Source organism: Mycobacterium tilburgii (genome assembly GCF_902168065.1).
GTDB classification, from domain to species: Bacteria; Actinomycetota; Actinomycetes; order Mycobacteriales; family Mycobacteriaceae; genus Mycobacterium; species Mycobacterium tilburgii.
In genome coordinates, this window is the sequence record NZ_LR655730.1 from 18,803 (window position 1) to 27,411 (window position 8,609).

Annotated in this window: 4 protein-coding genes and 5 pseudogenes; 3 read left to right on the plus strand and 6 right to left on the minus strand. The window is 68.1% G+C overall.

Translation table 11 applies throughout. From position 1 onward, the window contains the following. Window positions 1-3: 3 nt before the first annotated feature. Together FQ389_RS20460 and FQ389_RS14425 are read left to right on the plus strand one after the other, a co-directional pair. A pseudogene (locus tag FQ389_RS20460) lies at window positions 4-308 on the plus strand (ABC transporter permease); the annotation flags it as partial. Further along, window positions 275-933 (plus strand): annotated as a pseudogene (locus tag FQ389_RS14425) (TetR/AcrR family transcriptional regulator). The pseudogenes FQ389_RS20460 and FQ389_RS14425, both read left to right, overlap by 34 nt. On the opposite strand, the gene FQ389_RS14430 reads toward FQ389_RS14425, so the two are convergent. Both FQ389_RS14430 and FQ389_RS14435 read right to left on the minus strand, forming a co-directional pair. Next, complete coding sequence (locus FQ389_RS14430) at window positions 899-1,126, minus strand: Trm112 family protein (RefSeq protein WP_144208826.1); 228 nt, start codon at window positions 1,124-1,126, stop codon at window positions 899-901. The pseudogene FQ389_RS14425 and the gene FQ389_RS14430 sit on opposite strands and share 35 nt — an antisense overlap. Next, window positions 1,119-4,085: an acyl-CoA synthetase gene (locus tag FQ389_RS14435; RefSeq protein ID WP_407662900.1), complete on the minus strand. Its 2,967-nt coding sequence runs from the start codon at window positions 4,083-4,085 to the stop codon at window positions 1,119-1,121. The genes FQ389_RS14430 and FQ389_RS14435 overlap by 8 nt, the downstream gene beginning before the upstream one ends. Before the next feature lie 411 nt (window positions 4,086-4,496). Between FQ389_RS14435 and FQ389_RS20465 the strand changes: the two are divergent. Next, window positions 4,497-4,683: pseudogene (locus FQ389_RS20465) on the plus strand (hypothetical protein); the annotation flags it as partial. A gap of 57 nt (window positions 4,684-4,740) precedes the next feature. On the opposite strand, the gene FQ389_RS18185 reads toward FQ389_RS20465, so the two are convergent. The 4 genes and pseudogenes from FQ389_RS18185 to argH form a co-directional block, all read right to left on the minus strand. After that, window positions 4,741-4,974 carry a hypothetical protein gene (locus FQ389_RS18185; RefSeq protein ID WP_186296444.1) on the minus strand — a complete coding sequence of 78 codons (234 nt, stop codon included), beginning with the start codon at window positions 4,972-4,974 and terminating at the stop codon, window positions 4,741-4,743. Next, window positions 4,972-6,095 (minus strand): annotated as a pseudogene (locus FQ389_RS14445) (beta-ketoacyl synthase N-terminal-like domain-containing protein); the annotation flags it as partial. The gene FQ389_RS18185 and the pseudogene FQ389_RS14445, both read right to left, overlap by 3 nt. 107 nt (window positions 6,096-6,202) lie before the next feature. Next, window positions 6,203-7,265 (minus strand): annotated as a pseudogene (locus FQ389_RS14455) (type III polyketide synthase). A 141-nt stretch (window positions 7,266-7,406) separates the two neighbouring features. Continuing rightward, window positions 7,407-8,609 (minus strand): argininosuccinate lyase (gene argH, locus FQ389_RS14460; protein ID WP_144208835.1); only part of this gene is annotated, 1,203 nt, incomplete at its 5' end.

Genomic DNA, 8,609 nt, shown 5'->3' on the forward strand with positions numbered 1-8,609 from the left:
ACGGTGCTCGGTGTCGGACTGGGACCTGCTGTGTAGTGCGTTCGCCCGCACCGAGTTTCAGGCCGTGCAGTTCATCACGCTGGTGCCGCAGCTGCTGCTGAGCCGGCATCATCATCCCGCGCGCCGCGATGCCAGACTGGTTGCAATGGATCAGCAACGTCCTGCCGGCCAGCTATGCACTGGAAGCGCTGCAACAGGTCAATGCTCACCCCGAACTGACCGGTGTCGCCGTGCGCGACATGATCGTGGTGGCCGGGTCCGCCCTGGCGGCGCTGTGCCTGGCCGCGGTGACTCTGCGGCGGCGGACCCGGCCACCAACACCAGCCGCCGCCGTCCCGGCCGCCCGGCCGGAACCTCCGACACCCGGGACCGCATCCTGTCCAGCGCGCGAGAACTCTTTGTCCACAACGGGATTGACCTAACCTCGATCCGCGCGGTGGCTGCCGCCGCGGGGGTCGACGCCGCCCTCGTGCATCACTACTCCGGCACCAAGCAGCCGCTGTTCGCCGCCGCGATCCACCTGCCGATCGGCCCGATGACGGTGCTGATCCAATTGCGGGAGACCCCGGTGGACGAACTCGGGCAGCGGGTGCCACAAATACTGTTGCCGATCTGGGATTCCGAGCTGGGTGCGGGCCTGATCGCCACCCTGCGGTGGCTGATCTCTGGGGCAGAGGTGAGGTCTGGTGCGAACGTTCCTGCAAGACGTCATCATCGCGGAAGTCGGTCCGCGGGTGGACAATCCGCCCGGAACGGGACGCATCCGAGTTCAGTTCGTCGCGTCGCAACTGATGAGTGTGGTGATGGCCCGCTCGCTACATCATGGAGATCGAGCCGTTCGCGTCGCTGCCGGCCGAGCAGATCGCGGCGACCATCGCGCCTACGCTGCAGCGCTACCTCACCGGGGATCTGGTGGACGGCTGCGTTCCATGAGACGCGCGTGCTCGGCGTCGCCGACGCCGCGCGCCTCGTCGATCAGCAGCACCGGGATGCCATCCTCGATGCGGTAGGCGCGGCGCAGTCGCGGGTTGTAGAGCAGCTCGCTCCCGTCTTCTGGGGACACCAGCAGCAGCGGACCCCGGTCTTGCGGGCACACCAGGATGTTCAGCAGGTTCTGGTCAATCATCGCTTCCCTTGATACATCGCGCGAGTTCGGCGCGCACCGCGGGAGTCAGCCGCCGGTACTGCTTGCTGGCGATGTCGAAGTACCAGACGTTCTTCTTGGACTTGGGGATCCCGGCCGCGCGCAGCGCGCTGACCGTCGGACGGAAGGTGGCGCTCAGCGACATCTCCGGCGCCACGCACACGATGTCGGGCCCCAGCCCGATGGGCAGGTCGGCGAACGCCTCAGTGAGATCCGCGGCGGTGATGCCGGCGCCGGGCAACAACGTCACAGCCGAGACCGTCACTTCCGTCTCCCTGAACGGGACGTTGTAGGTGACGGCGAGGTCGACGCCGTTGATCATGCCGAGCGCATCGGTCACCTGCTCGGGGTAGACCACCCCCCGCGCGGTGTGCACCACCGAGCCGCGGCGGCCCAGCAACCAGAAGTCGCCGTCCTCGTCGCGGCGGAACAGGTACTCGGTGGAGATCCAGGTGTCGGCGGGTGCGAAGACGCCGCGCTTGACCGAGGCCGTCGGATCGATCGGCCCGCGCGACGCCGCGAGCAGCACGCCGACCTGGTTCACGTCGGCGACCTGCACGAAGCCGCGGTCGTCCTCCAGGATCAGGTCGTTTTCGGCGTCGTAGGCGCCCAGCTCGACGCGCCCGGCACCGGGCAGCGGCCGGCCCTTGCTGCCGACCTTGGCGCCCGACACGTTGGCCAGCACCGCCTGACCGTCCGTCGTGGCGAAGAACTCGACCACGTGCGCGGGCGCGAGCGCCTCGACGACGCGCTCCCACAACCCGGTCGGCATCCCCGACCCGATGAACAGCCGCACCGGATGATTGCCATGCAACACGAACGCGGGATCGTCGACGATGTCGCGTAACATGGCCCACGTATAGGAGACGACGGTGACGCCATAATGGCGCACTTCGTGAACGAACCGGTCCGGCCGCAGCCCCCGCGACAGCGCGATCCGCGTGCCACCGACGACGGCGCCGCCCAGGGCGACCAGCAATGCCGACTCGTGGGGCAGCGGCGTCAGGCAGTAGACCGTGTCGCGGCGGTCGAGGGAGGCGGTCGATGCTGTACCGAACGCCGACACCGCCCACCGGTAGTTGGTGATCTGTTTGGCGACCAGCTCGTCGCCCGCCGAGCTGAACGCGATGAACGCCAGGTCGCGGGCCAGGCCCGGGTTGGGCCGGTACCAGGCGGGCAGTTCGACGGAGTCGGGGTCGATCTGCTCCATGTCGATGACGTTCCCGTCCTCGGGCAGATGCAGGTCACGCGTCTCGCCGCCGCCGAGCACCAGCACCCGGCCGGACCAGTCGCGCAGCGCCTCCAGATTGGTGGGGTCGGTCATGATCTCGCTAACCCGCCCCAGCCGCACTGACGCCGCCAGGTCGGTATCCGGGTGCATCACCACCGCGACCGCCCCGAGCCGCGACAGCGCGGCAATGGCGACCAGGGCGCTGGGCCTGGTCTCCATCAACACACCCACCCTGTCGCCCTGCCGAACGCCGACCTGGATCAGGCCGCGCACGACGTTGTTGATGCGCCGGTCGACGGCCTCGTAGGTGTGCACCCGCCCGTCGAAGAGCAGGAACTCACCGCGCGGCGCACTCTGCGCCTGCTCACTGATGATGCGGCCCAACGAGATTCGGGTGTGGTCGTTGATCTGCCCGAGCCGGGCCAGCCGGGGCAACGTGCGTGCGGTCTCGACGGCCAGAGTGCGCATGGACTTGTTGGCCGCGACCACGGCGGTGATGGCGCCGCACACCAGCTCGATCGCCGCCTCCGACGCCTCACCGATGCCGTGGGTGATCCGCGAACTCAGCGCGACGCCGCTGTTGGTGTGTTCCTCGGGCTGGTCGGCCATCAGGTCGATGCCCGACGGTTTGTCGCCGCCGGTGGACAACCATTCCACCCATGCCGCGACGGTGGGCCAACTCTGTTCTGCCGCTTTGGTTCCCACGACGAGACCGAAGTGCCCAGTGCGGATCCGGGCCTCGTACACCTCGGCGTTAGGCGCCGCCCGCCGGATCCCCCGCACCGAGGCCGGCTGACCGATGTCGTCGACCTCGCCGACGAAAGCCAGTATCGGGCAGCTGATGTCGGTCAGCGTGACCATCTGACCGTTCACGGCGAAACCGCCGGTCATCATCCGGTTGTGCGCGATGAACTGTTTGAGGAGCTCGGAGATCGCCGGACCGGACCACGCAATCCAGCCCTCCCGCTCGAGGAACCTGCGCTGCTGCTCGCGCGGCAGCAGAGCCTCGCGGTCGTGCAGCTGACGCACGAAGTCGACCCGGGCCTTCGCGGTCTTGAGCGGGTCGAGCATCTGGAAGCCGGCGCGGGCCAACCAGCCCGGGATGGCCAGCCGACTGAAGACGTGGTCGGCCATGAAGTCCGCGATGGGCGGGGCGAAGTTTGCCGGGATGCCCATCGGCAGGGCGGCTAGGGTGTCCACCGGCGAACCGAACGTCACGATGCTGGCCAGACTCTTCGACCGCCGGTAGGCGGCGACCTGGTAGCACCACATGCCGCCCTGCGAGTAGCCGACCAGATGGATGTCTCTGCCGGTGGCGTCCCGGACGGTGTCGATGGCCTGGCTGAGCGCGACGATATGGTCGGTGAGGTTGCGCCGCATGCCGCCCTCGACCTTGTCGGGCGAACCGAAGTCGATGACCCAGCAGTCCAGGCCGTGCGAGTGCAGGATGCCGACCGCGCCGTCTTCGCGGGTGACGTCCCACATGTCGGCCGACATCATCATCGGGTGCACCATCAGCATCGGCGGGCCGACCGGACGCTGCCCCGGGCGGTTGTCGGGCGGGAAATAGCGCCGCAGCTTGTACATCGGAACGCTCTCGACGATCCGCGACGGCGACGGAACGGTGCCGGTCTCGAGGCCGCCTAGCCGCAAGACCTCCAAGCCGTTCTGCGCCGTCGCGACCAGCCGTTCCACCGGCCGAGTGATCATCGACAAGTTCAGGTCCACCGCTGCTCCCCACTCTCGACAGCTTGGACATCATGACACATCGCGGGGCTTGGCGGTTCTGGTCAGGAAGTTTGCTCTTGCGGAGCGGTTTGGCCGCCCCGTGATTACGCCGCGGGAAGCGGGTACGCACGCAGCTTCGCATCGGTCGCGGCGCGTCGTCGTCGCCACCTCGGTTGAAATACGCAGCTGGGCGCTCTGCCAGAGCCTGAGCAGCCATGCCAACGCGTCTACTCACGACGCCGTCGAGCGCTGGGTGCCGAGCCGTCCTGCGTGCTGGAGGTGGCCCGCATGGATATGTCGACCGCGAATCTGGGGTTCCTGAGTGCCTCGCGGCCTACTGCCACGCTGTGCCGCACGGCCGAGCGCTGCACACATAGCCAGGGAGCAGACCCGATGTTGCTGGTTGGCAACGGCGGCGCCGGTTCCAAGGGGACCGCCAAGGCCGAACATCTGACCGAGCGGGCCGCTTTACGACGTCGCGCATGGCCGCTTCGAACGGTCGCTGTCCGGGTTGACCGTGGTGGCGGCGCTCGTCACGATGGCGGAGATCTACTTCGAGCACTACAAGGCCAGCTTCGGCACCTCACAACCCGACCATTTGCCCAACCGGCACCAGCCAACCACGACTGCAACACCCTCAACGCCGCATACACCGCCTCCACCGAATCCCCCGACGGCGGTGCTCCCACACCCGCACAACCCCGCCACCAAACCCATTGGACTCCACCGACACCGGCGACCAGGCGATCTCGTAGAGTCCGCCGGACCCGCCGGCCGCCACGGCCAACGCGGCCGACAGCGCACCGATCGAGATCGGGCGGACCACCAACTCGCGCACCGACAGCACCGGCAGCCCGGATCCGTCGGTCACACCCGCCACCCCGGCCGCCGGCCGAGGTGTGACCCATGTTCGACTTGATCGATTCCCAGCCACAACGGCCGACCGGCCGGGCGGTCCTGCCCTTAGGTGACCAGGATCGCATGGGCCTCAATGGGATCGCCGAGCGTCGTCCCCGCCTCGTGCCCCTCCACCAGATCGACATCGGCGGTGCCCAACCGGGCATTCTCCAGCGCCGCGCGGATGACGCGCTGCTGCGCGGGCCCGTTGGGGTTGGCCAGCCCGTTGGAGGCGCCATCCTGGTTGACCGCGGAACCACGCACCAGCGCCAACACCCGGTGGCCCAACCGCCGCGCGTCGGCCAGCCGCTCCAGCACCAGCGCGCCGACCCCCTCGGAGAACCCGGTTCCGTCGGCGGCACCCGCATAGGCCTTGCACCGGCCGTCGGGAGACAGCGCGCTGCCGGCTGAACTCCACGAACATCGCCAGGGTTGCCATCACCGTCACACTGCCGAACAGTGCCAGGTCACACTCGCCCGACCGCAGCGAGCGGGTCGCCAGATGCAAGGCCACCAGCGAGGAGGAACACGCGGTGTCCACCGAAACGGCCGGACCCTCGAGGCCCAACGAATAGGCGACGCGCCCCAATGCGACGCTGAGCGTCGAGCCGCGCAGCCCGTAGCGCTCCAGGTCACCGGGCACCCGGCCCTGTCCCCCGTACGACCCGTGGAAAACCCGGCAAACACCCCTATCGTCGAGCCCCGCAACGTGATCGGGTCAATCCCGGCCTGTTCCAACGCCTCCCACGACACTTCCAGCAGCAGCCGCTGCTGGGGATCCATCGCCAGCGCATCACTCGGCGCGATCCCGAAGAACGCAGTATCGAAGTCGGCCACCCGCGCCAGGAATCCGCCGCTGCGGGTGTAGGACTTGCCGGTCGCATCGGGGTCGGGATCGAACAATCCGGCCAGATCCCACCCGCGGTCGGCCGGGAAGTCCGACACCACATCGCGGCCGTCAACGACCATGTCCCACAACGCTTCCGGGGAATCGATGCCACCCGGGTAGCGACAGGCCATGCCCACCAGCGCCATCGGTTCGCTCGCGCGTCCAGATACTCGCGGTTTCCCGCTTCATCCGCTCGTTTTCTTCAGCGACGCACGTAGTGCCTGGATCAGCTCGTCGGAACTGCCTAGTCATCCAACCCGGCCTTCATGCTGCCCGGCCGTGGGCGATGCAGCGACATCACGCTCGACTGCAATCAGTGCCAGCGCAGCAATACCAGCTCCGAACAGAAGCCGGGACCCATCGCGAACATCAGGCCCGGACTGCCGCTGGGGCGATGGTTTGGCGAGGGTGTCGCGCAGCACGTGCAACACCGACGCCGACGACAGGTTGCCGATTTCGCCGAGTGACCGCCACGTCAGCTCCAGGGCCTCCGGCGGCAGGCTAAGCGGCGTTGATCGCTTCGATGACCTTGGGGCCACCGGGATGACTGACGAAGGCGCCGATGTCGGTCGCGGTCAGGCCGTGCGCCCCAAGGAACCGGGTGACGTCGTCTTCAATGTATTGTTCGACGACGGCGGCCACGTCTTTGGACAGGATCGGCTCGAAACCGGTGGTACCGACGTCGTACCCCATCGTGCGCAGCGAATCGGGGTACAGGTGGCTGCGCGAATCCAGGACATCGGGCCGTACGCGTCGATCTCCGCGGCCCGACGATCGCCGACCGCGACCAACCGCGGCGGCCCGGTCAGCAAACAACGCGCTGCCGACCAGCCCGGCCAGCGACGGTTTGTAGCCCGGGTAAGTCAACGAACACAGCTCCACCGAGATCAGCGCGGCCGCGCCGTTGGGGGCGCCGCAGAGATAGTCGTTGAGACGGGCCACGCCGGCTGCGCCGGCGATGCAACCCAGCCCGAACAGCGGGGACCCGGCGCACGTCCTCGCGCAGCCCGACCCGCCCCCCGATCCGGGCGTCGATCGACGGAATTGCCAGCCCGGTGACCGTTCTCCGTGATCAGCATGCCGAGGTCGCGCGGGTTGCACGCCGGCCTCGTCGAGGGCCGCCGTCAGCGCCTCACAGCCCAGTTCAACGGCATTGTCGATGTAGATCGGGTTGGCCACACCGAAGTCGGACAGCGACGGATACCGCTCCAGCGGGATCACCAGGTGGCGGCTGTTGACCTTCGAGCTGGTGTGCAGCTGCCGAACGATGTCCTCATAGCCCTCGAACTCAGGAACGCTCACGAAGAAGTCCGTAGTTCTCGCTGGGAGTAGCGATACGGAGGTAGGGCACCTTAGACGCCCGCGATGACGCTCATTGGCCCCTTGGTGATGACACGCATGTTGAGCCATTCAACCTTAGCGCTTTTAACTGGGAGTTAAACGATCTTAACGGGCCCGTGCGGCGGTAAATAGGCCCGATTGGTTGGCCACAGCAAACCGCGTGTCACGGACGCGGATCAGCGCCCGAATTGGTCGGACAACCATGCCCGCAGCTGCTCGCAACTGGCCAGCACGTCGCGCAGCTGAGCCGCGACCTGGTTGGGCGCGGTGCCACCGCGCGCGTCCCGCGACGACACCGAGCCCTCGATGGTCAGCACCTCACGAACCTGGGGTGTCAGCTCGGGGCTGATGGCGGCCAGTTCTTCGTCGGTCAGCTCCTCGAGCCCGACGCCGCGCCCCTCGGCCGCGCGCACCGCCGCCCCGGCGGTCTCGTGCGCGGAGCGGAACGGAACACCTTGGCGGACAAGCCACTCCGCGATATCGGTGGCCAGTGTGTAGCCGGCCGGGGCCAATGCCGCCATCCGGTCGACGTGGAAGGTCAGGCTGGCCACCAGACCGGCCATGGCCGGCAACAACAACTCCAGCTGGGCGACCGAGTCGAACACCGGCTCCTTATCTTCCTGCAGGTCCCGGTTGTAGGCCAGCGGCTGGGCCTTCAACGTGGCGAGCAACCCCGCGAGATTGCCGATCAACCGCCCGGATTTGCCGCGCGCCAGTTCGGCGATGTCGGGGTTTTTCTTCTGCGGCATGATCGAACTACCCGTCGACCAGGAGTCGTGCAGCGTGACGTAGCCGAACTCCGTAGAGCTCCACAGGATGATGTCCTCGGCCAGCCGGGATAAGTCGACACCGATCATCGCGAAGACGAACGCCGCCTCGGCCGCGAAGTCCCGGGCGGCCGTCGCGACGACGGAGTTGGCCGCGGCGGTCGCAAAACCCAGGTCCGCGGCGATGGCGTCGGGGTCCAGGCCCAGCGACAAGCCGGCCAGCGCCCCCGAACCATACGGCGACACCGCCGCACGCTTGTCGAAGTCGGCGAGGCGCTCCACGTCGCGCAGCAGCGGGTGGGCGTGCGCGAGCAGGTGTTGGGCCAGCAGGATCGGCTGGGCGGACTGCAGGTGGGTCTTGCCGGGCATGATGGCGGTCGAGTGCTCGCCGGCCTGACCGGCCAGCGCGGCGACGACGTCGAGGGCTCCGGCCGCGACCCGTCGTACCGCGTCGCGAAGCCACATCCGGAACAGCGTGGCCACCTGGTCGTTGCGGGACCGCCCGGCGCGCAGCCGGCCACCCAAGTCGGCGCCCACCCGGTCGATCAGGCCGCGTTCCAGCGCCGCGTGCACGTCCTCGTCGGTGACCAGCGGCGTGAAGCTGCCGTCCAC